Origin of the sequence: Burkholderia sp. MSMB1498 (genome assembly GCF_001526245.1) — a bacterium.
Lineage (GTDB): Bacteria > Pseudomonadota > Gammaproteobacteria > Burkholderiales > Burkholderiaceae > Burkholderia > Burkholderia savannae.
The window spans coordinates 66143-92121 of the sequence record NZ_LOYJ01000053.1 but is presented as its reverse complement, the minus strand read 5'-3'; the positions used below and the strand labels follow the sequence as shown (position 1 = coordinate 92121).

Genomic DNA, 25979 nt, shown 5'->3' with positions numbered 1-25979 from the left:
GCGGCGGCGCGCGCCGGGCGGAGAATGCTCAGACCGTGCGCCACCCGTCGCGAAAGAGCACGGCGAACCGCGCCGCGAGCCGCAACAGGCCGGACACGGCTGCCTGCTGCGGCGGCACCGCGATCGAGAACGACACGCACGCGCTCGCCGCGCCGTCGGCGCTCAGCCACAGGCGCTCGCCGCGCCGCAGCTTCAGCGTCTCGCCCGGAAACAGGAAATAATCGGCGATGTCGTTGCTGCGCGTCGCCCACACGGGCGCGCCGCGCACCGCAAGCCGCGTGCTGCGCGCGACCTTCATCGGCACCGTTTCGCCGGGCTGGATCTCGAACGTGATGCTTGAAGAAATCTCTCTCATGACAGCCTCCGCCAAAAATGCTCCAGTGGCTACAATCGTAGTGTGCATAAGGCTTTGCACAAAACGATCGATTTTCACGTGCTTGTGAGAAAAACTAACCGATGAGCGTCCGTCAACTGCCGATGCTGAACGCGCTGCGCGTGTTCGAAGCCGCCGCGCGGCACGAGAGCTTCTCGCGCGCGGCCGACGAGCTGTCCGTCACGCACGGCGCGGTCAGCCACCAGATGCGCGCGCTCGAAGCGGAGCTCGGCGTGCCATTGTTCGCGCGGCACGGCAAGCGGCTCACGCTGACGGACGCGGGCGGCCGCTACGCACAGCAGGTGCGCGCCGCGCTGACGCTCCTCGCCGACGCGACCCGCGACATCCGCGCGACCGACCGCGACAAGCGGCTCATCGTGTCGACGCTGCCGTCGTTCGCCGCGCGCTGGATCACGCCGCGGATCGGCCCGTTCATCGAGCGGCATCCGGAAATCGATCTCGAATTGCGGGCGAGCGATGCGCTTGTCGACTTCGCGCGCGACGACGTCGACGTCGCGATCCGCTTCGGCTACGGCGTCTATCCGGGGCTGTACGTCGAGCCGCTCCTCGACGAGACGTTTTTTCCCGTCTGCGCGCCGGCGCTCAACGGCGGCGTGCTGCCCGAGACGCCCGCCGATCTCGTGCGCTACCCGCTGCTGCGCTCGGACGACGAGCTGTGGCGGCCGTGGTTCGACGCGGCGGGCCTCGACACGCTGACGGAGCCGAAGCGCGGCGTGCTGTATCAGGATTCGTCGAATCTGCTGCAGGCGGCGATCGACGGCCAGGGCATCGCGCTCGTGCGGCGCTCGCTCGCGGTGCCGGAGGTGGCGGCGGGAAGGATCGTGCGGCTGTTCGACATCGCGGGGCCAAGCCCGTGGCACTACTTCTTCGTGTGCCCGCCGTCGCTCGCGCAAACGCCGCGCGTGCAGGCGTTCCGGACGTGGCTGCTGGAGGAAATCGCGCGCTTCAAGGTGCTGTGCGCGACGCAGGAGGCGCAGCACGCGGCGGCCTACGCGGCCGCGCGTGCGCAAAGAAGGGAAAGGGACTAGCGGCCGGCCGTCACAGGACGACCTTCACCATCGGGTGGCCCGTCAGCGCGCGGTAGATGTTGTCGAGCTGCTCCTGGCTCGTCGCGCGCACGGTGATCGTGAGGCCCGTGTAGTTGCCGCCGCTCGACGCGCGCTCCTCGATCTTCTCGAGATCGATCTCGTTATCGTGGACGCTCACGACCTTGAAGATCGTGTCCTTGAACTCCGGATGCGCGCGGCCCATCACCTTGATCGGGAAGTCGCACGGAAATTCGAGCAGCGTTTCCTTGGGCGTCGCGATTTCGCCCGTCAGCTCGACGGTCTTGTTCGGTTCGGTCATGTCGTTCTCCACGCGTCGGCGGCGGCCCGCTCAGACGCTTTCCATCTCGCGCGCCTTCGCGCGCTGGTACGCGGCGTACAGCGCCTCGAACACCGGCCCCGGCTGGCCACCCTGCACGGGCAGATCGTCGAGCAGGGTCACGGGCAGGATTTCCTTCGTCGCCGACGTGAGCAGGATCTCGTCGGCCGCGCGCAGCTCCGCCTCGTTGATGTCGCGCGCGACGAAGCGTATCCCGCATTCGTCGGCGAGCTCCTCGACGAGCGAGTAGCGAATCCCTTCGAGGATCTTGTTGCTGCGCGGCGGCGCGATCAGCTCGCCGTTCTTCACGATCCACACGTTCGACGACGAGCCTTCCGTCACGTTGCCGTCGCGCAGCTGGATCGTCTCGACTGCGTCGCGCTCGGCCGCATGCTGCGCCATCAGCACGTTGCCGAGCAGCGACACCGATTTGATGTCGCAATGCAGCCACCGGCGGTCCTCGGCCGTCACGCAGCGCACGCCCTGCGCGCGCTGCGCGTCGGTCGGCAGCGCGAGCGGGCTCACCATCGCGAACACCGTCGGCACCGCGTTCGCCGGAAACGCGTGGCCGCGCTTCGCGACGCCGCGCGTCACCTGAATGTAGACGATCGCGTGCTGGCCGTCGCCGAGCGCCGCCGCGTTCGCGTCGACGAGCTGCGCGACGAGCGCGCGCCAGCCCGCCTCGTCGTGCGGATCGGCGATGCCGATCTTCTTCAGGCTGCGCGCGAGCCGCGCGAGATGCTGCGCGATCCGGAACGGCGCGCGGCGCGCGCCGTCCGCGTAGATCGGCACGACTTCGTACACGCCATCGCCGAAGATGAAGCCGCGGTCGAGCACCGGCACGCGCGCTTCGGCGAGCGGCACCAGCGCTTCCTGTGATGCGATGCTCAGATAGACGATCGGTTCGATGTCGGCTTGACTCATGACGTTCAACGGCGGTGGAAATCGTGACGAAGGGCAAGGGTTGCCTGCGGGCCGGGTTCGCCCCGGCCCGCAGGCATGCGGACAGCTTACTTCTTTTTGCTGAACATCAGCAGGATCGAATCCCAGATGCGGCCGAAGAGGCCCGCTTCCGGCACCGGCTGCAGCGCGACGACCGGGAATTCCGCGACCGTCTTGCCGTCGGCGACGAGCTTCACCGAGCCGACCGCCTGGCCGTCCGCGAGCGGCGCGATGAGCGGCGCGTTCAGCGCGACTTCCGGCTTCACCTTGTCCGCCAGGCCGCGCGGCACGGTGATGAACTGATCCTTCTTCACGCCGACCTGCACGTTGTTGCTCTTGCCCTTGTAGACGCGCGGCGTGTCGATCGGCTGGCCGGCCTTGTACAGGCGCACCGAATCGAACGCGGTGTAGCCGTAGTTCAGCATCTTCATGCTGTCCTGCACGCGGTCGCTTTCCTTCGTCTCGCCCATCATCACGGTGACGAGGCGGCGCGTCGCGTCGGCCGCGCCCGGCAGCGAGCGCTTCGCCGACGCGATCAGGCAGTAGCCCGCCGCCTGCGTGTGGCCGGTCTTCAGGCCGTCGACGGTCGGATCGAGCCACAGCAGGCGGTTGCGGTTCGGCTGCTTGATGTTGTTGTACGCGAATTCCTTCACCGAGAAGATGCTGTAGTAGTCGGGATAATCGCGGATCAGGTGCGTCGACAGCTTCGCGAGGTCGCCCGCCGTCGTGTAGTGGTTCGGGTCGGGCATCCCGTTCACGTCGGCGAAGTGCGTGTTCGCCATCCCGAGGCGCTGCGCCTCGGCGTTCATCATGTTGACGAACTGCGCCTCGCTGCCGCCGACGAGCTCGGCGAGCGCGATCGCGGCGTCGTTGCCCGACTGGATGATCATCCCGTAGACGAGGTCGTGCACGCTGACGGGCTTGTTCGCCTCGATGAACATCCGCGACTCGTCGCGGCCGACGCGGCGCACCGCCTCGCTCGGCGTGACGATCTGCTCCATCGTGATCTTCTTCGCGTCGAGCGCCTCGAACACGAGGTACGCCGTCATCAGCTTGGTGAGCGACGCCGGCTCGACGCGCTCGTCGGCGTTGCCCGATGCGAGCACCTGATTGCTCGACGCGTCGACGAGCACCCACGAGCGCGCGTTCACGCCGGGCGGCGGCACCGCGCCCGGCACGTACGTGGCGGGCGCGCCCGTCGGCGCGGCGGCGGGCGCGGCGGCCGCGTGCTTCGCCTTCGCGGCGGGCTTGGCCTGCGCGACGGCGATCGTCGACACGAGCGCGGCGGGCAGCACGACGCCGAGCGCGACGTTACGCGCGGCGACGGCAATGGCGGTGGAGGAAGCGAGTGACGTGAGGCCGAGGGAAGACAGACGCATATCGATTCAGGCTGATGGCAGAAATGTGCAGCGCGCACGGGGCGCGCGGTTGAAAGGCCGGGCGGCGGCGTTCCTGCGGCATTTCTGGGAAGGAAGGCTCGCGAAACGCGCCGATTGGACAGGCGGCGGCGCAATCGGTTCGCAGAGCGAAAAGCGGCGCGGCGGCCTGCACGGCGCATCGGACGTCCGTGCGGACGGGCCGACGCAAAACCCGGCCATTATACGGAAGTTCGCCGCGGCGCTTTTCGGGATTGGGGAGCTTGCCGCGCGGCGGGCGGTGTGATGCGGTTGCGCCGGGCCGGCCTATCGGGCGAGCGCCGGCCGGCTGACGGGCGATCGCCGCCGGCGCGAGCGCCGATCGCGGCGCGCGTCAGCGTCAGCGTCAGCGCCACGCGCCGACGACGACGCGCTTCAGGATATGCAGCTTGCGATGGAAGAAATGCTCGGCGCCCGGAATCACGACGACGGGCAGCTCCTGCGGCCGCGCCCAATCATAGACCGACGCGATCGGCACCGTGTCGTCGTTCTCGCCGTGGATCACGATCGTATCCTCCGGCACGTCGGCGACCTGCCAGCGGCTCGCCGCCGTGCCGACGAACACCATCCGCTCGATCGCCTGTCCGGCGTCGCGCAGCCGCTTGCCGACGTGCGACAGCACGAACGTGCCGAACGAGAAGCCCGCGAGCACGATCGGCAGATCCGCGTGCCCGGGCAGCGCGCGCATGTGCGCGAGCACCGCGAGCAGATCGTCGACTTCGCCGACGCCGTCGTCGTGCTCGCCTTGCGTCGCGCCGACGCCGCGAAAATTCGAGCGGATCACCGCGTAGTTCAACTGGACGAAGATGCGCGCGAGCGTCTGCGCGACCTTGTTGTCCATCGTGCCGCCGAAGAGCGGATGCGGATGCGCGACGAGCGCGATCCCGCGGGGCGCGGCCGAGCCGTCGCGCACGGCGTCGGGCAGGTCGATCGCGATCTCGATGTGGCCGACGGGGCCGGCGATCAGGGATTTCTGGGTGTAGGCGTTCATGCTGCTGCGTGCGGGGCGATTCGAAAAAACGGGGCTCAGATTCTCAGGCGCTCGACGACCTGGCCGTCGCGCAGATGCGATTCGACGATCTCGTCGATGTCGTTCTTGTCGACGTACGTGTACCAGGTGCCCTCCGGATAGACGACGATGACGGGGCCTTCCTCGCAGCGGTCGAGGCAGCCCGCCTTGTTGACGCGCACCTTGCCCGCGCCCGCGAGGCCGAGCTCCTTGACGCGCTTCTTCGCGTACTCCTGCATGTCCTGCGCGCCGCAGTTCGCGCAGCTCGGGCGCTCGGCGCCCTTTTCGCGCTGGTTCAGGCAGAAGAAGACGTGGTGTTGGTAGTAGGGTTCCATGATGTGGCTCATTGCGTGCGGGCGCCGCGTGAGCGACCGGCGTTATCGGACAGAAGCGATCGGACGGATTCGGCAGGCGAGTCGTGGCCGATTATAGCGACCGGCGCCGTTTGCCGCTGACGCCGCGCGCGGCGCGCGACGCGCGCCTCGCGAGCCACGCGCGTTCCGCGCGGCCGGCGAGCCAGACGAGCGCCGCATAGGGCCAAATCCACGCGAGCCAGCGCGCGATGCTGTTGAAGTGCACGTAGCGGCCCTGCTGCCAGCCGGACAGCGCGAAATCGAAGAACGGATTGACGGGCAGCACGTTGACGAGCGCGAGCGCGACGGCGAGCGCCGCCGCGGCGAGCGACGCGCGCCACGCGCCCGGCAGCCGCAGCGCGACGAGCGCGGCGGCGAGCCCCGCCGCGATGCCGCGCAGCGCGCCGGGGCTCGCCCAGTCGAACACGAGGCCCGTGTGCGACTGCATGAAGGTCGCGGCCGCCTTCAGCGCGAGCGCGAACGCGGTGAAGCCGACGACGAGCCGCACGCGCGGCGCGCGCTCGCGCATCGCGAGCGACGCAACCGCGAGCGACGCGAACAGGCCGAGCGCGGCGAGCAGCGTTTCCCACGCGGAATCGGACAGCAGGCCGTCGAGCCGGTCCGGCCACGCGGGCACGTTCCAAGCGTTCGGCGCCCATGCGAGGAGCGCGCTGCGCATCGACACGTCGGCGCTCTCCCAGAGCTCGCTCGGCCAATCGCCGATGCCGAACAGGAACGGCGACGGAAACAGGATCGCGCCTGCCCACAGCGCGGCGAGAAAGAGCGGCGTCGACGCATCGCGCTCGAACCACGCGAAGCGCACGCGCCGCACGGCGCCGCGCTCGATCAGCGCGGTCGCGGCGGGCGCGGCCGCCGCCGCGCCGACGAGCGCGCCGAGCGCATTCGCCGCGAGATCGAGGTTCGACGACACGCGCGTCGGCAGATAGGTCTGCAACGCCTCCATCGCGCCCGACAGCAGCGCGCCCGACAGCATCGCGACGAGCACGGCCGGCACGCCGCGCAGCGGATAGAGCGCGAGCACCGCGAGCGCGCCGAACGGCAGATAGCCGATCACGTTGGTGACGACGTCGAACGCGGTCAGATAGCGCGGCAGCGGCGCGAGCAGATAGTCGAACGGGCCGATGCCGAGCGAGCGCCAGCCCGTGAACGGATAGAGCGACGCATAGACGACGAGCGCCGCGTAGACGGCGAACGCCTGACGCGCGAGCGTCGAATGGCGGCGCTGCCGGCGCGCGGCGGGGGTCATCTCGGCGGCGCCGCGCACGGCGCGGCAAGCGCGGCGTGCGCGGCGGCGTTCATGGCGCGGCGGCGTACGCCTGGACGCCGAGCCACGCGACGAGCTGCGCGACGAGATCGTCGCTCGCCGCGGCAAGCGCCTGCGCGCCGCCCGCCGCATCCGGCGTGCTCGCCGGCGCGCGCGACACGAACGTGCGCTGGCCGAGCACCCTGCCTTCCTGCGTGAGCGTCGCGCGCGCGGTGACGGCCGCGTGGCTCTCCGAGCGGCCGTCGAACACCTGCTCGAACTCGGACAGCTCGACCTTCAGCACGGGCGCGCGCACGCTGTCCTCGCCCTCGAGCACCGCGCCGCGCCGCGACAGCGCGCCGCGCAGCCGCTGCGTCAGCAGTTGCGCGGGCGGCGCCGTCCATTTGCTGTCGCGGTAGACGGCGATCCGCTGCGCGTCCGAATACGCGAGCCGATAGACGAAGCGCTCCGAGTTGAGCGCGTCGGGCGCGCTCACGTCGAGCACCTTGAGCGCGGGCGCCGTGCCCGCCGTCGCGGCCGGCTGCGCCGGACCGAGATCGTAGCGGATGTTCGAGAGCGCGGCGGGCGTTCCCGCGCAGCCGCTCAGGCTCGCGATCGCGAGCGCCGCGGCGAGCGCGAGCGCCGGGCGGCCGCGGCGGAGGAAAAAACCTGACGTGTAGTGTGCGTGCATCGCGAATTCCAAGAAAACTTACTGGGCGGGCGCGGCGCCCGGCCACATGAATCCCGACTCGCCCGGACCGGGCTCGGCCGCCGGCGTGCCGAACAGCAGGCTGCGCGGATTGCGGCCGACGTCGCCCGCGACATCCTTCAGCGTGCGCGATGCGTCGCCGACGTTCGTCGCGAGCGCGTTGAAGCGCGGCAGCGTGTCGTAGCGCACGCGCGCGCTCAGCTCGGCGAGCGTGTCGTTCATCGACACGAGCGCCTGCCCCGCGCGGTTCAGGTTCGCGACGAGCGGCCCGCCCGGCGCGACGAGCGCGTTCGCCGATTCGAGCGCGTGGTTCACGTGCGCCATCGTCTGCGGCATTTGCGCGAGCGCGGGCTCGACCTGCTTCGACAATTGGGTGACGCCGTCGGCCGCGTGCTGCATGCTCGCCGCGGTCGCCTTCAACTGGTCGCGCATCTCGGGCGACAGCATCTCGTTGACGCTCTTCGCGGCGATCTCCATCTGCTTGAGCAGCACGTCGCCGCGCTGCTGGAGCTGGTCGAACAGACTCGGGCGCATCGGAATCTGCGCGACCGTCTTCGCCGACGTCGGCAGCGGCGCCTGATCGGCGCCCGTGTCGTCGAGCTGCACGAACGCGATGCCCGTCACGCCCTGGAAGCCGAGGCTGCCGAACGTCGAGCGCGTGATCGGCGCGTTCGTGTCGACGAGAATGCGGATCACGATCTCGCCCGGATGCCCGCGGTCGAAGTTGATCGACTGCACCTTGCCGACGTCGAGCCCGCGATAGCGGACGGCCGCGTCGGGAAAGAGCCCGGTCACGCTCGAGCGCGACACGAGATCGTAAGGCACGCGCACCGTCCGATCGACGTTGAACCAATAGACCGCCCCGACGATCGCGAGCAGCAGCCCGATCGTGAAGAGGCCGGCCCAGAACGCGTGTGATTTGTTTTCCATGCTGGGGTTCCCTCGTGTTCGTACTAAAGCTCGGCGTCCGAAGGCGCCGGTTCGAGCGCCGCCTTCGGCAGGCGCGCGCGCCGCGCGGGCGGCAGCGCCTGCAGCGCGCGGCGTCCGCGCCGGCCGAGAAAGTATTCGCGGATGAACGGATGATCGACGCCCGCCGCGTCTTCGACGGGCGCGGCGACGAGCACCTTGCGCTCCGCGATCACCGCGACGCGCGTCGACAGCGCGACCATCGTATCGAGATCGTGCGTGACCATCACGACGGTCAGGCCGAGCGTGCGATGCAGCGTCGCGATCAGCTCGACGAACTCGTCGGACGCGCCGGGATCGAGCCCCGCCGTCGGCTCGTCGAGGAACAGCAGCTCGGGCTCGAGCGCGATCGCGCGCGCGATCCCGACCCGCTTGACCATCCCGCCCGACAGCGCGGCCGGCATCTTCGACGCGTGCTTGCACGGCAGCCCGACCATCTCGAGCTTGAGCATCACGATGTCGTGCAGCAGATCCTCCGGCACGCGGCCGAGCTCGCGCAGCGGCTGCGCGACGTTGTCGAACACGGTCAGCGACGAGAACAGCGCGCCGTGCTGGAACAGCATGCCCGAGCGGCTGCGCATCACGCGCGCGGTGTCGGCGTCGATCTTCGACGTGTCCTGGCCGAACACCTCGATCGTGCCGGAGCTCGGCCGCTCGAGGCCGAGGATCTGCCGCACGAGCGTCGTCTTGCCCGAGCCCGAGCCGCCGACGATCGACACGATCTCGCCCGCGCGCACGTCGAAATCCAGATGCTCGTGGACGACGTTGCGCCCGTAGCGCTTCGTCAGGTCGCGCACCTCGATCACGAAATCGTCGTCGCGCGTGTTCATCCGAGCCCCACGTTCTGGAAGAGGATCGCGAACACCGCATCGGCGAGGATCACGACCGTGATCGACGTGACGACGGAAGTCGTCGTCCCTTCGCCGAGGCTCTGCGAATTCGCCTTGATCCGGAAGCCGAAGTGGCACGCGACGAGCGCGATCAGCATCCCGAACACGACGCCCTTGCCGAGCCCGATGAACACGTTCGCGATCGGCACGACGGACGGCAGCGAGCGCACGAAGAAGTTCAGGTCGATGCCGAGCACGAACTTCGCGGCGAGCGCGCCGCCCGCGAGCGCGATGATGTTGGTCCACATCACGAGCAGCGGCATCGCGACGCCGAGCGCGAGCACGCGCGGCAGCGTGATCCGCAGGCCGTGCGGAATGCCCATCACGCGCATCGCGTCGAGCTCCTCCGTCACGCGCATCACGCCGATCTGCGCGGTGATCGCGGAGCCCGAGCGGCCCGCGACGAGGATCGCCGACAGCACCGGCCCGAGCTCGCGAATCACCGAGAGGCCGAGGATGTTGACGATGTAGCGGTTCGCGCCGAAGAGCTGCAGCTGCTGCGCGGACAGATACGACAGCACGATGCCGATCAGGAACGCGACGAGCGCCGTGATCGGCAGCGCCTTCGCGCCCGCCGCGTAGACGTTCGCGGAGATCTCGGTCCACGGCATCGTGCGCGGCCGGCGCAGCACCGACAGCAGATCGACGATCAGGCCGCCGAGCAGCGCGATGCCGCCGTACAGGTGTTCGCCGAACGTGAAGAGGCCCTGGCCGAAGCGCGTGACCGGATCGATCCGCACGACGGGCTCGGGCGCCTCGCGGCTCTCGTCGAGCCGTTCGATGCGCTCGAACACGGTCCGCTGATTGTCGGTGAGCGCGATCCCGGCGGGCAGCTTGCGGCCCCACACGCGCCAGAGCGCCTGGCCGCCGACGTGGTCGAGCCGGTCGACGCCGGACAGATCCCACGCGCCGACCGGCTCCTTCGCGAGCCGTGCGATGCGGCGCGCGACGTTGCCGCGGTCGCGCGCGAGCGCGAGCGCCGTCCACTGGCCGGACAGGCGCACGGTCGAACCTTGGCTGCCGGCATCGACCGACAGGCCGGGAGGTGTCTGGAAGTCCAAAGGGCGATTTCGCAAAACGGTGACAGAGGCCATTGTAGCGAACCGCTTCGCCGCGCGAAGTCTCGTTTCGCCCGCGCGCGCGGCGCGGCCGGGCGTCGCGCGCGCACGCGGCGCGCGGCCCGCGCCGGCCGCTCCCGCGCCGCGCAAGCTTCCGGTATGCTTTCCGCGCGCCTTCCGGTTGGCCGTCCAAGCGCTTTCATTCTTCGGTCACGTTTCCTTTCGATACTCTCACGCGCTGGATGCCAGGCCGCCGGCGCATGCGCCGCTCACGCCATCCCCGGCTCAACGGAAACAGAACAGGAACAATCCCGATGCCCTTCCCCTCGCGTTTTCGCCGGCGGCTCTCGGCCGCCGCCCTCGTCGCATGCGCGGCGCTCGTCGCCGGCTGCAACGATGACGTCGATTCGACGCCGCCCGCCTCGTCCGGCGCGCCCACGCCCGCCGGCGCGAAGGCCACGCTCGCCGTGCTCGAGACGACCGATCTGCACACGAACGTGCTGTCGTACGATTACTTCAAGCTCGCCGCCGACAAGTCGCTCGGCTTCGAACGCGTCGCGACGCTGATCGCGCAGGCGCGCGCGCAGTATCCGAACACGCTCCTCCTCGACAACGGCGACACGATCCAGGGCACGGCGCTCGCCGATTATCAGGCGCTCGTGAAACCCGTGCCGTGCGACAGCGCGCTCGCGATCTACAAGGTGATGAACGCGGCGAAATTCGACGGCGGCGGCATCGGCAATCACGAATTCAACTACGGGCTGCCGTACCTGTCGCAGGTGACGGGCAACACGTTCGCCGTCGACGGCCTGCCCGACCCGGCGCAGCAGAAGAAATGCGCGGGCCCGAACTTCCCGCAGGTGCTCGCGAACGTGATCAGCGCGAAGACGAACGCGCCGCTCTTCACGCCGTACGCGATCCTCACGAAGACCGTCGCCGCGACGGCGCCGGACGGCCGCGCGATCACGGCGCCCGTGAAGATCGGCATCATCGGCTTCACGCCGCCCGCGATCATGAGCTGGGACAAGCGCTGGCTCGACGGCAAGGTCTACACGACGGGCCTGAAGGAAGCGGCCGAGAAGTACATCCCCGAAATGCGCGCGAAGGGCGCGGACCTCGTCGTCGCGATCTCGCACGGCGGCCTCGACAACTCGCCGTATTCGCCGACGATGGAAAACGGCAGCTGGTGGCTGTCCACCGTGCCCGGCATCGACGCGATGCTGATCGGCCACTCCCACCAGGTGTTCCCGGACGCGGCGAGCACGATCGCGCAGTTCAACCTGCCGGGCGTCGACAAGGCGAAGGGCACGGTCAACGGCGTGCCCACCGTGATGGCGAACTACTGGGGCAAGCATCTCGGCGTGATCAAGCTCGGCCTCGCATTCGACGGCAAGAAGTGGAGCGTCGACCCATCGCAGACGACCGTCGAGGCGCGCTCGATCCAGAATCCGGACAAGAGCTATGTCGACGCGGACCCGTCCGTCGCCGCGGCGATCGCGGCCGAGCATCAGGCGACGATCGATTACGTGAAGACGCCGATCGGCGGCACCGACTACCGGATGACCAGCTATTTCGCGGACGTCGGCGACCCGGGCGCGATCCAGATCGTCAACGAGGCGCAGGCCGACTACGTCGCGAGCTACGTCGCGGCGAACCTGCCGCAGTACGCGTCGCTGCCGGTGCTGTCGGTGAGCGCGCCGTTCAAGAGCGGCTTCGGCGGCGGCACGGACTTCACCGACGTCGCGGCGGGCGCGCTCGCGATCAACAACGCGGCCGATCTCTATCTGTACCCGAACACCGTCTACGCGGTGAAGGTGAGCGGCGCCGACATCAGGAACTGGCTCGAGACCGCGGCGAAGCGCTTCAACACGATCGATCCGACGAAGGCGACCGCGCAGAAGCTCGTGAGCAGCTTCCCCGGCTACAACTTCGACATGTTCACGTCCGCCGATCTGCGCTACGAGATCGACGTGACGCAGGCGGTGGGCAGCCGGATCAGGAACCTGACTTACAAAGGCGCGCCGATCGATCCGAACGCGCAGTTCATCGTCGCGACGAACAATTATCGCGCGAGCGGCGGCGGCAACTTCCCGGGCCTCGACGGCAGCAAGACGATCTTCGCGTCGCCCGACGCGAACCGCGACGTGCTGATCGCGTACATCAAGAAGCGCGGCCAGCTCACGCGCGCGGCCGACGGCATGCAGCGGAGCTGGCGCTTCACGAAGCTCGCGGGGTCGGTCGCGCACGTGCAGTTCGCGTCGGCGCCGAACCTCGTCGCGCTCGCGAACGCGGCAGGCGTCGCGGGCATCACGCAGATCGCGGCCGACGACGGCTCCGGCAAGGGACTCGCGACCTACGAGATTGATCTGACGCAATGACGAAGCGCGAGGGGCGGGACGGGCGCGGACCGGGACGGGCGCGAAGCAGCCGACGGCGGCCGCGATTCGCGCGACCGCGACACGCGAATCGTGCGGCTTGCCGCTTGCCGCTTGCCGCTTGCCGCTTGCCGCTTGCGGCTTGCGGCTTGCGGCTTGCGGCTTGCGGCTCGCGGCTCGCGGCTCGCGGCTCGCGGTTCGCGGTTCGCGGTTCGCGGTTCGCGGTTCGCGGTTCGCGGTTCGCGGTTCGCGGTTCGCGGTTCGCGGTTCGCGGTTCGCGGTTCAAAGTGTAAATGCGAAGTGCGAATGCGAAATGAGAAATGCGATGGCGATATGCGGTTCGCATCGAGCGATGCGCGCCATGCGCCGGTGCGTGCGAACCGGCCGCCTCGCCGCATGCGCTTCGCCATCTCGTTTTGCTCTCTCGTTTTGCTCCCTCGTTTCGCCCCCTCGCTTCGCTCGCTCCGTCTCGCCGCGCCCACACCGCCCGCGCCCCGCGCGCCCCTGGAGCGCCGGGCGCTGCCCCGCTCGCCAACCATGAAACCGACTCACTTCGATGATGAATGCAACCAAGAACCTGATCTCGACACGCGTCACGACGCCGCCCGGTGACGCGCCGCGCCCGTCGCCGCGGCAGCGCCTGCTGCGCGCGACGCTATCGCCCGTCGGCATGCTCGCCGTCGCGGCGGCGCTGGCGGCGGGCGTCGCCGTGGCGGACCGGCTCGAGCATCCGGCGCCCGGCGCGCAGTCCGTCACGCGCGCGCAGCTCGACAAATGGCGCGCGATGGTCGAACAGGCGGCCGAGCCGCGCGCGCTCGGCCGCCTTCGCGCGCTCGCGCAGCGCGGCTCGGCCGACGCGCAGTCGGCGCTCGGCCTCGCGCTCGTCGGCTCGCGCGATCTCGCGCTGCGCGACGAAGGCATGCGCTGGCTCGAAACGGCCGCGCGCGCGGCGCCGCTCGGCAGCGCGCCGACGAGCGCCGGCGTGCGCGACGCGCGCCTCGCGCTCGGCAAGGCATGGCTGCTCGGCACGGGCGGCGCCGCGCGCGACTACCCGCGCGCGCTTGCGATGCTGCGCCCGCTCGCCGCCGTGGGCGATCCGAACGCCGCGTACTACGTCGGCCTCATCTACCGCAGCGGCTACGGCACGCCCGCCGATCCCGCCGAGGCGGCCCGCTGGTTCGAGCTCTCGGCCCGCCACGACATACCGGCCGCGCAATTCATGCTCGCGAACGCGTACCGCGACGGCAGCGGCGTGCGCCGAGACGAGGCGCGCGCGCTCGCGCTGTACCGGCAGGCCGCCGACCGCGAGCTGCCGGAAGCGGTGCAAACGCTCGCGATCGCGTACCGCAACGGCGAACTCGGGCTGCCGCGCGACCCCGACGCGTTCCACGCGCAATGGATCGAGGCCGCGCACGCGCTCAAGCACCCGGCGCTCGCGCCTTGATCGAACGAATGCCTTGAACGGGCGCGGCGGCGGGCCACGGGAACCCGCCGTCGCGCGGATGCGGCGGATGCGCCTGCCGCCACGCGAACACACGAACGCGCAAACACGCAGGCGCGCACGCGCGCTTTACGCCCCTCCGCCCAGCCGATCGCGCTGCCCGCCGCGCGAACTCCGCCCCCCAAAAAACGAAGCGATCGACGAATTCAAAAAGAGGCGCGCGAGACGATCGTGTACGAATACGCATGGCGGCCGAACCACGCATTTCGGCCGCGCTTGCCTTCCGGCGAGCCACCCCGTTTACGCGAAGCCCTTGTTCCACACGACACTCATGACCGTCCGTTTCTCCGACCTCCCGCCGGGCATCCGCTCGGCGTCCGCGCCCTCCCCGCACGACGGCGCGACCGACGCGCTGCTCGCCGAGCTCGCGCAGCGGCTCGGCCTGCCCGGCCTGCACTTCGATTCGCAGGGCCTCTGCCGTCTGCTGATCGACGAATCCCTGCCGATCCTGCTGCGCCGTAGCTTCGCACGATCACACGGGCTTTCAGCAGACGACGAAGGAAGCCGGCATCAATTCCAACTGGAACTACGACGAGTTCGCGACCGACTACTTCGCGCACAAGGTCTATCGGACGCTTTATCCGGACGCCGACTACAAGACCAACTATTTCACGACGGATCTCGGCGGACGGCCGAAAGTCTGGGGCGGCAATCTGATCGGGTTCATGATCCAGTCCGGACACATGCGCGAGGCCGACATCAGGTCGGCCTACGCGAACGGCGACGGTTCGCTCGCGCTGCTCGAAGGCGAGAAGCTCGACGCGTGGAAGCAGTACGCGAAGACCGGGCGCGCGACGGGCGCGATCGCGCGCGCGGTCGCGACCGGCGCGACAACGCCGCCGGAAGGCGTCGCGCAAGCGGCCGACGCGACGCAGCGCGTCGATCACCGCATCAAGCAGGCGGCGACGGGCGCGGCGATCTCGAGCGCGGTCGCCGGCGCCGCCGGTGCGATTCCGCAGCCGCCGGCGAAGGTCGCATCGGGCGTGATCGGCGCGACGGACAAGCTCGCGACGGACACGCAGGCGTCCGACAGCCTGCGCGAGGCGGCCGGCTCGTCCGGCGACGCGAGCGCGACGAAGCAGGCGGCGGGCGAGATTCCGCGCGCGAAGCTCGACGGCGGCGCGCCGTCGGGCGACCGAAGCGCGCCGCAGCCGGAAGCCGGGGATGCCGGGGCGACGGCGTCCGCGCACCGGCCGTTGCCGACGAGCCAGCCGTTCAAGGCGTCGGACGCGTCAGGGGAGCGTCTCGCGGACAAACTGCTGGCGTCGTTCACGCCGCTCGATTTCCGTGCCGCCGCGCAGGCCGCCGCGCCCGGGAGCGCCGCGGCCGCCGCCCCATCGGCCGAATCGGCCATCGACGCGCGCGCGCGTCAACTGGCGCAGCCCGTGACCGGTCTGGCGGGCGCGCTGATCGATGCGCTCGGCGGTTCACGCGATCCGCAGGGCGGCGCGGCGCTACGCAGGCTCGCGCAAAAGAATCAGTACGGCGAATTCGAGATCGGCGCGGCGTTGGCGCGCCGTCTGACCGACCGGCCTTCGGCCGAGCGCGGCGCGGGAATCGAGCTGAACGACGCGTACCTGCAGTTGCTGCAGGCGGTCGTGACCGACAGCGACAGTCAGGCGGTCGCCCGGGAGGTCGCGAAACTGCTGCGTTCGCCGGATCACGAGAAGTCGGGCCTGAGCCGGCTGCTGCAAGGCAGGCTGCCGGGCTATTACAAGGCCGTGCTCGACCACGGCGTGAATCATCCGCAACTGCTCGCATCGATGAAGGGGTTGCTCGCGGAACTCGACGACAAGGCCGCGCAAGCGCGGCCGGGCGACCGAGCCGCGCTCGACAAGCTGACGGGCAAAATCAAGAACCAGTTCGACGAAGTGGTCGGCCACCTGCGGGAGCCGTTGCCGGAAACGGCCGCGGCGTCGAAGGACAGCGTGAAGGCGCGGCTCGAAAACATCAAGCTCCGGGCCTGGCAGATCGCGCAGCGCAAAGCCGCGGAAGAACATCGTCAGACGATGCTCGAACGCGCGCAGGAACAGCTCCAGTCGCAATTGAACGAGCGCCTGAAATCGCACGGCCTGAATCTGCCCGACTACATGCGGGCGAGCCTCGGCGACGCGCATCTGTCGCTGCTGCGCGCGTTGCACGAGCAGTTCGGGCAGCGTATGCAAGCGAGCGGCGACTCCGTCAAGGCGCGCTTCGCGCAGCGGCTCGACGCGGCGCGCGCGAGCGTCGGCGCGGTACGGGCGCGCGTCGACGAATTCGAGCAGCGGCTCGCCGAGCTCAAGGCGCAACCGCGCGCGAGCGCGACGAAGTCGGAAAAGGCGACGGTCGAAACGGCGCTCAAGGCCGAGAAGAAGGCGCTCAAGGAGGCGACGCGCGCGTTCGAGGACGTCACGGACAGCGCGCGACGCGCGCTCGACGGCGCGCAGTACGCATTGCGGCACGAAACGCGCGCCGAATTGATCCGCGCGATGCTCGACAGCGGCGTGTTCGTCGAGAACAAGACGGAGGAAGCCGATGCGCTGAAGCGGTGTCTCGAATCGAGCCAGGCGAAGGATATCGTGATGCGCGCGGTCGAACGGGCGAAGGATTATTCCGGGCTCGTCGACAAGGACAAGGCGATTCGCGTCGCGAGCGAGGCGCTCGTGCGCCACGTGATGAACGATCGCTTCTTCGTCGACAAGATGGCGCGAATTCAACAGAGCTTCTCGAATCTCGCCGCACGTCGCGAGGCCGGGCAGGCGGCGCCGGGCGTCGCGTTGCACGACGCGCGCCGCGAGGCGGCGTCCGGCGCGGAGCATCGGGTCGGCGAGGCGGTGTCGTCGCAGGTGAAGGCGCAGGCGGCAACGGCGGCCGAGCAGGTCGCGCGCAAACAGGCGCAGACCGAGGCGGCGCTGCAGGCCGAGCGCGCGGCGAAGGACGCGGCGATGCGCGCTGCGCAGCGCGACGCGCAGCAGCAGGCGGAGCGGGAGGCGCAGCGCAAGGCGGAGCAGGAAGCGGAGCGTCGCGCGCGCGAAAGCGCCGAATCGGCTGCGCGCGACGCCGCGCGTCGCGCGGCCGAGGAAAAGGCTGCTCAGGCGGCGCGACAGCAGGCTGAACAGGAAGCGAGGCGGGGGATCGAGCGGGCCGCGGCCGAGCGCGCGCATCGGATCTGGGCCGACAACTTCAATCGGCAATTGCAGCGCGCCGACGGCAACCTGCGCGACATCAACCTCGAGGAGCGCCTCGACAGGCTGCGCAACGGCGACATCGAGGAGCGTCTCGACAGGCTGCGGGAGGACCCACCGCGGCCCGATCCCGCGACGCGCGCCGGCGCTCGCCAGGCGCAAGCGCTGACGTCGGACGGCAAGCCGCGAATCGTCTGACGCGCCGTTTCGCCGTTGCCGGCCGGGCGCATCGCGCGACGCACCTGGCCGGCACGCGAACGCGGCGCCGGGCCGCGCCGCCGATCGGCGGCGCGTGCGCGGCTGTTTGGCGCCAGCGCATACCGTCGTCGCGCGGCGCGAGATCGCGCGCGCCGGCGAGCGCGAGGCCGAGCGCCGGAGGGCCAAAGCGCCGCGCCGCCTACTTCGCCGAAGCGCGGAGCCGCCGCGTTCCCGAATCGCCGAATCGTTCGGACGCTCGGACGCTCGGACGCCGAATCATCGGCGCAAATGCGCCGCGCCGTCCATTCATCGACAGACGGCGCGCGCCGATACCGCCCGAGCCTGTTCATCAAATGTGCTTTTTCAGCGCCGTCGACGACGCACCGCCCGGCGCGATCGCCGTCACGCCGCGAATTGCGTTCACGCCGTCCTTCGGTTGGCCGCCGCCTTGCTCGATCCTGTTGGCCGCGGCGCCGGGGGCTTTGATGAGCGCACGAACCTCGTCGGGCAGCGCGCCGCGCTTGTCGATCCGTGCGTCGAGGCCGTCGCGAAACGCGTTCGCCCGCGGCTGCGGCGCATTTCGGCGCGCCGCGTTGCGCGGCGTCGCGGCAACTCGATCGCGCCCGCGCGCTTCGAACGCCGTCGATCCGAAGCCCTCGTCGGTCACGTGGAAAGCCACGCGCGACACCCTGTCGCTACAATACGCGCCATGAATGCCGCCCCTCACCTCTCGACGCCCGCGAACGACGGGCCGCGCATCGACCGCGCACGCGTGGATGCACGCCTCGCCCCCGCGGCCCGCGAATGGTCGATCCAGATCGTCGACACGACGGGTTCGACCAACGCCGACCTCGCCGCGCAGCTGAAGTCGCTGCCGCGCAGCCGCGACGCGCTCGCCGCGCCGATCGCGCGCGTCGCGTACGAGCAGACGGCCGGACGCGGCCGGCAAGGCCGCCCGTGGTTCGCCCGGCCGGGCGACGCGCTGCTGTGCTCGATCGCGTGCGTGCTGCCGCGGCCCGTCGGCGAGCTCGCGGGCCTGAGCCTCGCCGTCGGCGTCGCGCTCGCCGAAGCGTTCGCCGAAATGCCGACCGGCGCGCGCGCCGAACCGGCCGCCCGCCAGCGCGCCGACACGACCGCCGCCGCAACCGCCGATACGACCGCCGCCGCCCCTCGCATCGCGCTCAAATGGCCGAACGACCTGCTCGTCACGTCGACGCAAGGCGGCGAGACCGCGATCGTCGGCAAGCTCGCCGGCATCCTGATCGAAACCGTCTGGAACACGAACGATGCGACCGCGGTCGTGATCGGCTTCGGCGTCAACGTGCGTGCGGCCGATGCCGCCGCGGCCGAAATCGACGCGCTGCGCGCGCGCGACGCGACGCTCGCGAGCGGCCTGCCGCCCGTCGCGCTGTCCGCCGTGCGCCCCGGCGCGACGCTCACCGACACGTTCGCCGCCGCGCTGAACGCGCTCGCCGTCGCGCTGCCCGCGTTCGCGACGAGCGGCCTCGCGCCGTTCACGGCGCGCTGGAACGCGCTGCACGCTTACGCGGGCCGCGACGTCGCGCTGCTCGAACGCGGCGCGGAGCTCGCGCGCGGCGTTGCGGCCGGCATCGACGCGACAGGCCAGTTGCTGCTCGACACGCCCGCCGGCCGGCAGGCGATCGCGGCGGGCGACGTGTCGCTGCGCGCGCAGGGGAGCGACCGATGAGCGGCTTGTGCTTGCTGATCGACGCGGGCAACAGCCGCGTCAAATGGGCGCTCGCGGACAGCGCGCGCCATTTCGTCGCGAGCGGCGCGTTCGAGCACGCGGACGACACGCCGGATTGGTCGACGCTGCCCGCGCCGAGCGGCGCGTGGATCTCGAACGTCGCGGGCGACGCGGCCGCCGCGCGCATCGACGCGCTGATCGACGCGCATTGGCCCGCGCTCGCACGCACCGTCGTCCGCGCGAGCGCCGCGCAATGCGGCGTGACGAACAGCTACGCGAAGCCCTCGCGCCTCGGCAGCGACCGCTGGGCGGGGCTCATCGGCGCGCACGCCGCATTCCCGGGCGAGCATCTGCTGATCGCGACGTTCGGCACCGCGACGACGCTCGAAGCGCTGCGCGCGGACGGCCATTTCGCGGGCGGGCTGATCGCGCCCGGCTGGGCGCTGATGATGCGCTCGCTCGGCATGCACACCGCGCAATTGCCGACGGTGTCGATCGACGCCGCGACGAGCCTGCTCGACGAAGTCGCCGCGAACGACGCGCACGCGCCGTTCGCGATCGACACGCCGCATGCGCTGTCCGCCGGCTGCCTGCAGGCGCAGGCGGGGCTCATCGAGCGCGCGTGGCGCGATCTCGAACGAGCGTGGAAAGCGCCGGTGCGGCTCGTGCTGTCGGGCGGCGCGGCGGAGGCGATCGTGCGCGCGCTGACTGTCCCGCATACGCGGCACGACACGCTCGTGCTGACGGGCCTCGCGCTGATCGCGCATTCGACGTGACGCGGGCCGCGCGCGCGAGCGGCCCGCAAGCCGCTCGCGCGCGAAGCGGCGCGGCGCCGCGATGCGATGCGATGCGATGCGCGGCGGATTGACGGTAACGGAACGATTCTCGGGAGTATTGACGATGCTGCGCTGGCTGATCTCTATTCTCTTTCTCGCCAACATGCTCGCGTTCGTGGTAGTGCGCGGCGTGTTCGGCCCGATGCCCGCCGCGGGCCCGCGCGAGCCGGGCCACGCGCTGCTGCAGGTGCGGCCGGACGCGCTGCGCGTTGCGCCCGTGTCGCAGGCAGCGGATCAACCGATCATCGGCGGGCCGATCGTGTCGCCGCCGCTCGACACCGCGCCGCTGAACGCGCTCGGCCCGACTTCCGGCCCGATGTCCGTTCCGGCGTCCGGCGCCGCGACGAGTTCGGCGACGCAGGCCCCGGCATTGCCGCCCGCCGCGGCCACGGCCGCGGCGCCGCCGGCTCGAGCGCCGGCCCAACCCCAGCCGAACGCCTCGGCCGCACACTGACGCCGTGACGCAGCGTCGAGCCGCCCGCGCGCCCCTGCGCGCGACGCCGGCCGCGCGAAGCGTCGATCAGTCGCCGTTCGACTGCGAGCGCACCTTCTTCAGCAGCTTGGTGGTCGAGCGATCGTGCTCGAACGGAATCGCCAGCGCCCGCCCGCCCCAGCCGCGCACGAGCGCGGCTTCGGGCAGCGCGTCCATGTCGTAGTCGCCGCCCTTCACGAGGATGTCGGGGCGCACCGCCTCGATCAGCGACACCGGCGTCTTCTCGTCGAAGCCGACGACCCAGTCGACGCATTCGAGCGCGGCGAGCAGCGCCATCCGGTCTTCCTGCACGTTGATCGGCCGGTCGTCGCCCTTGCCGAGCATGCGCACCGACGCGTCGCTGTTCACGCCGACGACGAGGCACGCGCCGAGCGCCTTCGCGTCGGCGAGATAGGTGACGTGGCCGCGATGCAGGATGTCGAATACGCCGTTCGTGAAGACGACGGGCGCGGGCAGCGACGCGCGCAAGGCGGCGAGCGCGTCGCGGGTGATCAGCTTGCGTTCGAACGAAGCGGGCATGGTCGGAAAACTCGTTGGTCGGGATGAACGGGGCAAACCGCGTCGCACCAGGCGCACGCCGGCTGCAACGCGAAACGGCAAAAGAAAAGCCCGCCGAACCTGCGAGCGGGCTTGTCGCGCGATGCGGCAGCGGTTACGCGGGCTGCGCGGCGGCCGGGCCGCCCTGCGCCTGCAGGCGCGCCGTGACTTCCTTCCGATAGCGGTTCAGTTCCTGCGCGGTCGCGAACGTGCGCTCGAACAGCACCGACAGGTTGTGCAGGATGCGGTCGACGACCTTCTTCTCCCACTCGCCGTCGAAACGGATCTGCTCGTCGAGCCAGCGCTCGAGCCATTCCGGATCGGGCAGGCGCGACTGCACGGTGTCGCGCGGGAACAGCGCCTGGTTCACATGCAGGTTCGTCGGGTGCAGCGGCTTCTCGGTGCGGCGCGCCGACGCCATCAGCACGCCGATCTTCGAGAACGCCGCGCGCGCGACGTCGCCGCAGTTGTTGAGCGCCTTCTTCATGTAGCGCAGGTACGCGCCGCCGTGACGCGCCTCGTCGCGCGAGATCGTCTCGTAGATGTGCTTGATGACGGGCTCGGTATGCCACTCGGCCGCGCGGCGATACCAGTGGTTCAGGCGAATTTCGCCGCAGAAGTGCAGCATCAGCGTCTCGAGCGGCGGCGCCGGATCGAACTCGAAGCGCACCGCGTGCAGTTCCTCTTCCGTCGGCATCAGTTCCGGCTTGAAGCGGCGCAGATATTCCATCAGCACGAGGGAGTGCTTCTGCTCCTCGAAGAACCACACGCTCATGAACGCGGAGAAATCGCTGTCGTGGTGATTGTCGCGCAGGAACATCTCCGTCGCGGGCAACGCCGACCACTCGGTGATCGCGTTCATCTTGATCGTCCTCGCCTGCTCGTCACTCAGGAGCGATGCGTCGAACTTGTCCCAAGGGATGTCCTTCTCCATGTCCCAGCGGACGGCTTCGAGCGACTTGTAAAGTTCCGGATAAAGCATGGTGTTCATGGTCCCACCCCTGTTCTGCGCAATGCGACAACCAAACGTGACTGTTGCGGCAAACACGCCTAGTGCAGGCGTTTTCGCAACCAAGTCGATAATTTTACGCGCTAATCCGGGCCCGGACGCAGGTTTCGCGCCGGACGCCGGGCGGCCGCACTTCCACCGTGGGGCAGGCCGCACTCAGCGCTCCCGACGATCGAAAGCCGCGTCGCGCATGCCTGAAAGGCGCCGGCGCACCGCCGGCTTCGTTGCCGGGCCCCGCGCGCGCCGTGGTGAACGGCTGCGCCCGAGCGGCCCGATGTGATGTATTCGGCGGCGGCCATAATAGCACGCGACTGTGACCGTTCCGAGACGGCGGCGGGCGCCGGGGCCGCGCCCATGCGGCAAAGCGTCGCAGCGAAAGCATTCCGTTAGCGTGGCGAAAACGCAACCCAAGCCGCAATGGCGGGCGAACGGCCGTTGAACGACGGGCGAACGGCGCTGAATCGCCGCGCCCGAATGCGCCGCCCCGCCGCAACGCGGGCGAACGGCGCGAGGCGGCAACGGGCCGCGTCGGCACGCATCGGGCCGCATGCGGGCGATTCATCCGGTCCGGGACGATCCCGTTCGTCGCGAGCGGCACGTCGAATCCGGACGCGGGCCGCCGCTGCGGCGCCGTCAGCGCCCGGCGGCCCGGCCGGACGTGCGCGCATCGCCGCTGCCCGCCACGCCGTCGTCCGTCCCCGCGACGCTCGCGCCCGCCTCGACGCCCGAGCCCGGGCCGCCTTGCGCTTCCGCGTCCGCGCCGGTGCGCTCGGCGGACGCGATCCACTGCGCGAGCCGCTCGCGCTGCCCGTGCGCGTCGCGGTAGCCGAGCTCGACGAGCTCGCGCGTGAACTCCGCCTCGAACAGCAGATAGCTCGCAAACGACGCGCCCGCCGGCTTGTTGCCGCCCACCGCGCCGAGCAGCCCGCGCACCGTGAGCGGCAGCCGCTTCAGATGCTTCGACGCGATGAGCTCGATCCGCTCGGACGGCGCGATCGCGAGCACGTCGACGTGCCGCCAGCCGCTCGCCGGCTCGACGTAGGCGGGCAAATGCTCGATCATCCGGTTCACGTGATCGATCCGCTCGATGTCGGCGCCGATCGAATCGAGGAACACGCTCGCGAGCACCTGCTGGCCGATCTGCGCAAGCGACGGGTAGCCGCGCCCGTTGCCGTTCGCGGCGGGCACCTCGGGCCGCGGGTCGGCGGCGCCGACCACGACGATCCGGTCGCTGCCGAAATGGATCGCGGGCGACAGCGGCGCGATCTGCCGGATCGAGCCGTCGCCGAAATATTCGATCTGGCCGTCGAGCACGAGCGGCACCGCGGGAAACACGAACGGAATCGCCGACGACGCGATCAGATGCCCCGCGGACAGATCGACCATCCGGGCCGTGCGCTCCGCGCGCCGCCACGCCTGAATCGGCTCGCTCGCCTGATAGAACGTCAGATGGCGGCCGCTCGTGTAGCTGAGCGCCGTCACCGACAGCGCATGCAGCTTGCGCGCCTCGAGCATCAGCTCGATCCGGTGGAAGTTGAGCTCGCGCCGCAGCAGGTGCGCGAGCGGCGCGTTGTCGAGCAGCCCGCGCGGCGAGCGGCGCGCCGCCCAGCCGATGCTCATCGCGGCGAGCCAGCGCGCGCCCGCGGCGGCAATGCCGAGCCAGTCGGTTCGATACACGTGCTCGGCGCGCAGCCGCTCCCAGAATTCGAGCAGACGCCGCACGCCGTGCTCGAAATCGTCGGCGTGGCTCGCGAGCGACGTCGCGTTGATCGCGCCCGCCGACGAGCCGCAGATCACCGTGAACGGCGATGTGCGCCGCTTCGGATCGACATCGTGCGCGATCTCGGCGAGCCCCTTCAGCACGCCGACCTGATACGCGGCGCGCGCGCCGCCTCCCATCAGCACGAGCGCGAGCCGCATGTCCGCCTCAGCGTGTCCTCATCGGCGCCGCGCGCGTCACGGGCTGCGCTTCGCCGGTTTCTTCGCGGCGGCGGGCTTCGCGTCGTCGGCCGCGCTCGACGCGCCGGGCGCGCGGTCGGCCGCCGAGCCGCTCGCGCGCGGCGAGGCGGCGCGGCGCGTCGCCGGCTTCTTCGCGGCGGACGGCTTCGGCGCCGCGTCGCCGCCCGGCTCGGACGCGCCGCCCGCGGGCGTCATGCCCGACTGGGCCATCGCGAAACGCGCGAGCTGATTGAATTGCGATTGCAGCAGGTTCCACCAGCCCGCCGGATCGAACGCGTCGGCGCCCGGCGCCGCTTGCGGCTGCTGCGCGCCTTCGGCCGCGGCCGCCGCGCCCGCATCGGCACTCGCGAACGCGCCGCCGCGCGTTTCGTCGCGCTCGCTCGCGCCGGCTTCGCGCGCCGACGCCGGCGTCGAAGCGGATTCGCGATGCGCCGAATCGTCGGGTGTCAGCGCGGCTTCGGCGGCGGCCATCGAGGTCTGCGCGAACGCGCCGAACGCGCGCAGCGTCGCGAGCGTCGCGCGCTGCACCTCGAGCGCCTGGATCGCGGACTGCAGCATGCCGAGGTTGAGCTTCAGCCACTGCTCGACCGCGCGCAGATCGGTGATCCGCTTGTCGAGCTCCTCGACGCTCGCGAGCGGCGCCATCAGGTCCGACATCGCCGACAGCGACGGCGGCAGCCCTTGCGACGCGCCCGGAAACGCGCCCAACCCGCCGAACGGCGTGAGGCGCATCATCTCCCACATCTTGTCGAGGAAGCCGGCGGGCTGAAAGCCGCCGAAGCCGGAAAACGGATTGGTGCCGTTGGTATCGGTCATCGTCGATTCCTTCGAAACGATTGAAGCGGGTCACGGGCGAACGCCGCGCGGCGGCGTCCATTGCCGATCATAGCGCGCGCGGCGCTCACGACGGCACGTCGCCCGAAAAATCCGGCGCGCGGCGCTCGCGCAGCGAGCGAATGCCTTCGCGCACGTCCGGCCCCGAAAACCCCATGAATTCGAGCGCGAGCGACGCGTCGAACGTCGGCCCCGCGAGCCGCAGCCAGTTGTTGAGCGCGTACTTGGTCCAGCGGATCGCGCTTGGCGAGCCGTGCGCGAGCCGCTCGGCGAGCTCGTACGCCTTCGGCAGCAGATCGTGATCGTCGACCGCGAGCGACACGAGCCCGATGCGCTCGGCCTCGTCGCCGCTCACGGGCTCGCAGAGGAGCAGGTGGTATTTCGCCTTCGCCATCCCGCACAGAAGCGGCCAGACGATCGCCGCGTGATCGCCCGCGGCGACGCCGAGGCGCGTGTGGCCGTCGATGATCCGCGCGCTCTTCGCGGCGATCGACACGTCGGCGAGCAGCCCCGCGACGAGCCCCGCGCCGACGGCGGGCCCGTGCATCGCGGAGACGATCGGCTTGCTGCAGTTGATCACGTTGTAGACGAGATCGCGCGCCTCGCGCCAGACGCGCTCGCGCACCGCGTGGTCGTCGGCCATCCGCTCGACCAGCGCGAGATCGCCGCCCGCCGAGAAGCCTTTGCCTTCGCCGCGAATCACGGCGACGCGCGCATCGGGATCGCGATCGACGTCGCGCCAGATGTCGGCGAGCTCGCGATGCATCGCTTCGCTCGCGACCGCGAGGCCGCTGCGGTTCGCGCCTTCGCCGCTCATCACGATTTCGACGACGCCGTGCGGCTGACGCCGGATGCGCAGCGCTTCGTAGCCGGCATAGGGAGCGAGATCGGACATGCTGAACCTTCCTTCGATTGGGATTGAGTGATCGGGAGGCTTCTTCGTCGCTTTCGATTCAGTGTAGCGAAGCCCGTTCGGGCGGGCATCGGGCGAAACCCGGCG

Annotated in this window: 25 protein-coding genes and 1 pseudogene; 8 read left to right on the top strand and 18 right to left on the bottom strand. The window is 70.4% G+C overall.

What is annotated here, in order from left to right:
- Window positions 1–28 precede the first annotated feature (28 nt).
- A complete protein-coding gene (locus tag WS91_RS09520; RefSeq protein WP_059670174.1) occupies window positions 29–355 on the bottom strand; it encodes a DUF2917 domain-containing protein in 327 nt (108 codons plus the stop codon).
- Window positions 356–456: 101 nt separating this feature from the next.
- Here WS91_RS09520 and WS91_RS09515 point away from each other — a divergent pair, with 101 nt between their 5' ends.
- Window positions 457–1422, top strand: coding sequence for a transcriptional regulator GcvA (locus WS91_RS09515; protein ID WP_038755299.1), 966 nt, complete (start codon window positions 457–459; stop codon window positions 1420–1422).
- 10 nt (window positions 1423–1432) lie between these two features.
- Here the strand turns inward: WS91_RS09515 and WS91_RS09510 are convergent, their stop codons facing one another.
- The 3 genes from WS91_RS09510 to WS91_RS09500 form a co-directional block, all read right to left on the bottom strand.
- Entirely contained in the window at window positions 1433–1741 is a 309-nt protein-coding gene (locus tag WS91_RS09510) for an HP0495 family protein (RefSeq protein WP_009893214.1), read from the bottom strand.
- A 30-nt stretch (window positions 1742–1771) separates the two neighbouring features.
- Window positions 1772–2683, bottom strand: a complete 912-nt coding sequence (locus WS91_RS09505; RefSeq protein ID WP_059670196.1) for a D-amino acid aminotransferase — start codon at window positions 2681–2683, stop codon at window positions 1772–1774.
- Between the two features lie 86 nt (window positions 2684–2769).
- Window positions 2770–4080 carry a D-alanyl-D-alanine carboxypeptidase family protein gene (locus WS91_RS09500; protein WP_038755301.1) on the bottom strand — a complete coding sequence of 437 codons (1311 nt, stop codon included), beginning with the start codon at window positions 4078–4080 and terminating at the stop codon, window positions 2770–2772.
- Between the two features lie 25 nt (window positions 4081–4105).
- On the opposite strand from WS91_RS09500, the gene WS91_RS36755 reads away from it, so the two are divergent.
- On the top strand, window positions 4106–4363 hold the full coding sequence (locus tag WS91_RS36755; protein ID WP_226377160.1) for a hypothetical protein: 258 nt from the start codon (window positions 4106–4108) through the stop codon (window positions 4361–4363).
- Between the two features lie 99 nt (window positions 4364–4462).
- On the opposite strand, the gene WS91_RS09490 is transcribed toward WS91_RS36755, so the two are convergent.
- From WS91_RS09490 to WS91_RS09460, 7 genes are all read right to left on the bottom strand, one after another.
- Window positions 4463–5107, bottom strand: coding sequence for an alpha/beta hydrolase (locus tag WS91_RS09490; protein ID WP_038755302.1), 645 nt, complete (start codon window positions 5105–5107; stop codon window positions 4463–4465).
- 35 nt (window positions 5108–5142) lie between these two features.
- Window positions 5143–5460: a (2Fe-2S) ferredoxin domain-containing protein gene (locus WS91_RS09485; protein WP_038755308.1), complete on the bottom strand. Its 318-nt coding sequence runs from the start codon at window positions 5458–5460 to the stop codon at window positions 5143–5145.
- Between the two features lie 91 nt (window positions 5461–5551).
- On the bottom strand, window positions 5552–6763 hold the full coding sequence (locus WS91_RS09480; protein WP_197422229.1) for a VanZ family protein: 1212 nt from the start codon (window positions 6761–6763) through the stop codon (window positions 5552–5554).
- Between the two features lie 31 nt (window positions 6764–6794).
- Complete coding sequence (locus WS91_RS09475; RefSeq protein ID WP_038755310.1) at window positions 6795–7433, bottom strand: ABC-type transport auxiliary lipoprotein family protein; 639 nt, start codon at window positions 7431–7433, stop codon at window positions 6795–6797.
- Between the two features lie 18 nt (window positions 7434–7451).
- Window positions 7452–8381: an MlaD family protein gene (locus WS91_RS09470; protein ID WP_059644218.1), complete on the bottom strand. Its 930-nt coding sequence runs from the start codon at window positions 8379–8381 to the stop codon at window positions 7452–7454.
- A gap of 23 nt (window positions 8382–8404) precedes the next feature.
- Window positions 8405–9247 carry an ABC transporter ATP-binding protein gene (locus WS91_RS09465; protein ID WP_059670173.1) on the bottom strand — a complete coding sequence of 281 codons (843 nt, stop codon included), beginning with the start codon at window positions 9245–9247 and terminating at the stop codon, window positions 8405–8407.
- Window positions 9244–10368: an MlaE family ABC transporter permease gene (locus WS91_RS09460; RefSeq protein WP_038755306.1), complete on the bottom strand. Its 1125-nt coding sequence runs from the start codon at window positions 10366–10368 to the stop codon at window positions 9244–9246. Before WS91_RS09460 ends, WS91_RS09465 begins: the two co-directional genes overlap by 4 nt.
- A gap of 311 nt (window positions 10369–10679) precedes the next feature.
- Here WS91_RS09460 and WS91_RS09455 point away from each other — a divergent pair, with 311 nt between their 5' ends.
- The 3 genes from WS91_RS09455 (at window position 10680) to WS91_RS37260 (ending at window position 17603) form a co-directional block, all read left to right on the top strand.
- Window positions 10680–12743, top strand: a complete 2064-nt coding sequence (locus WS91_RS09455; protein ID WP_059670172.1) for a bifunctional 2',3'-cyclic-nucleotide 2'-phosphodiesterase/3'-nucleotidase — start codon at window positions 10680–10682, stop codon at window positions 12741–12743.
- Between the two features lie 553 nt (window positions 12744–13296).
- Entirely contained in the window at window positions 13297–14184 is an 888-nt protein-coding gene (locus WS91_RS09450) for a tetratricopeptide repeat protein (protein ID WP_059670171.1), read from the top strand.
- A 722-nt stretch (window positions 14185–14906) separates the two neighbouring features.
- Entirely contained in the window at window positions 14907–17603 is a 2697-nt protein-coding gene (locus WS91_RS37260; protein ID WP_231752009.1) for a hypothetical protein, read from the top strand.
- A 349-nt stretch (window positions 17604–17952) separates the two neighbouring features.
- Here the strand turns inward: WS91_RS37260 and WS91_RS09440 are convergent, their stop codons facing one another.
- Window positions 17953–18282, bottom strand: coding sequence for a hypothetical protein (locus WS91_RS09440; RefSeq protein ID WP_156432340.1), 330 nt, complete (start codon window positions 18280–18282; stop codon window positions 17953–17955).
- A 30-nt stretch (window positions 18283–18312) separates the two neighbouring features.
- On the opposite strand from WS91_RS09440, the gene WS91_RS09435 reads away from it, so the two are divergent.
- The 3 genes from WS91_RS09435 to WS91_RS09425 all read left to right on the top strand — a co-directional run bounded on the left by WS91_RS09435 (window position 18313) and on the right by WS91_RS09425 (window position 20601).
- Window positions 18313–19311 (top strand): biotin--[acetyl-CoA-carboxylase] ligase, encoded by a 999-nt coding sequence (locus WS91_RS09435; protein WP_059670168.1) that lies wholly within the window; start codon window positions 18313–18315, stop codon window positions 19309–19311.
- Window positions 19308–20087 carry a type III pantothenate kinase gene (locus WS91_RS09430; RefSeq protein ID WP_059670167.1) on the top strand — a complete coding sequence of 260 codons (780 nt, stop codon included), beginning with the start codon at window positions 19308–19310 and terminating at the stop codon, window positions 20085–20087. The genes WS91_RS09435 and WS91_RS09430 overlap by 4 nt, the downstream gene beginning before the upstream one ends.
- Window positions 20088–20211: 124 nt before the next feature.
- Window positions 20212–20601 carry a hypothetical protein gene (locus WS91_RS09425; protein ID WP_038747150.1) on the top strand — a complete coding sequence of 130 codons (390 nt, stop codon included), beginning with the start codon at window positions 20212–20214 and terminating at the stop codon, window positions 20599–20601.
- A 66-nt stretch (window positions 20602–20667) separates the two neighbouring features.
- On the opposite strand, the gene rfaE2 is transcribed toward WS91_RS09425, so the two are convergent.
- The 6 genes and pseudogenes from rfaE2 to WS91_RS09400 all read right to left on the bottom strand — a co-directional run bounded on the left by rfaE2 (window position 20668) and on the right by WS91_RS09400 (window position 25874).
- Complete coding sequence (rfaE2, locus tag WS91_RS09420; protein WP_038747148.1) at window positions 20668–21159, bottom strand: D-glycero-beta-D-manno-heptose 1-phosphate adenylyltransferase; 492 nt, start codon at window positions 21157–21159, stop codon at window positions 20668–20670.
- A gap of 133 nt (window positions 21160–21292) precedes the next feature.
- Window positions 21293–22168, bottom strand: a complete 876-nt coding sequence (locus tag WS91_RS09415) for a ferritin (RefSeq protein ID WP_038747145.1) — start codon at window positions 22166–22168, stop codon at window positions 21293–21295.
- Window positions 22169–22269: 101 nt separating this feature from the next.
- A pseudogene (locus WS91_RS37255) lies at window positions 22270–22748 on the bottom strand (hypothetical protein).
- 71 nt (window positions 22749–22819) lie between these two features.
- On the bottom strand, window positions 22820–24106 hold the full coding sequence (locus WS91_RS09410; RefSeq protein ID WP_059670166.1) for a patatin-like phospholipase family protein: 1287 nt from the start codon (window positions 24104–24106) through the stop codon (window positions 22820–22822).
- A gap of 36 nt (window positions 24107–24142) precedes the next feature.
- Entirely contained in the window at window positions 24143–24961 is an 819-nt protein-coding gene (locus WS91_RS09405; protein ID WP_038747142.1) for a PhaM family polyhydroxyalkanoate granule multifunctional regulatory protein, read from the bottom strand.
- Between the two features lie 85 nt (window positions 24962–25046).
- The gene (locus WS91_RS09400; RefSeq protein WP_059670165.1) at window positions 25047–25874 is read right to left on the bottom strand and encodes an enoyl-CoA hydratase/isomerase family protein; all 828 of its coding nucleotides are present in this window, start codon (window positions 25872–25874) and stop codon (window positions 25047–25049) included.
- Window positions 25875–25979 lie beyond the last annotated feature (105 nt).